At 64.8% G+C, this 466-nt stretch carries 1 protein-coding gene; it reads right to left on the reverse strand.

The genetic code is table 11. The features are described 5' to 3' along the window. Positions 1-422 (reverse strand): acyl-CoA dehydrogenase family protein (locus AC07RN_RS21150; RefSeq protein ID WP_478337244.1); only part of this gene is annotated, 422 nt, incomplete at its 3' end. Positions 423-466 lie beyond the last annotated feature (44 nt).

The raw sequence follows: 466 nt of genomic DNA on the forward strand, positions 1-466 counted from the left end.
GTGGTGGTGATCTGGTGCGAATTGGAACCGGCGTCGGGTTCGGTGATGCCGAACGCCATGATCTTCGAGCCGTCGGCCAGCGCGGTGAGCCACTCCTGCTTCTGTGCGTCGGTGCCGTACTTGCCGATGATCGTGCCGCAGATCGCGGGCGAGACCACGACGAGGAGCAGCCCGGCGCCCTGCGCGGCGAGTTCCTCCTGGACCAGGGCAAGTTCGTAGATGCCCGCTCCCCCACCGCCGTATTCCTCGGGCAGGTTCACGCCGAGGAAGCCGAGCTTGCCAGCCTCGTTCCACAGTTCGGTGAGCGGCTCGCCCTTGCGCGCCTTCGGCAGCACGTAGTCGACGTAGTTGAAGCGCTGCGCGAGCTTGGACACCGCCGCCCGCAACTCCTTCTGCTCCTCCGTCTCGATGAAGCTGCTCATGCGGTTTCTCCTTCTGCGACTTCTGCTTCCACGATTGCCAGGAT

This window comes from Lelliottia sp. GFLA7 (genome assembly GCF_056490165.1).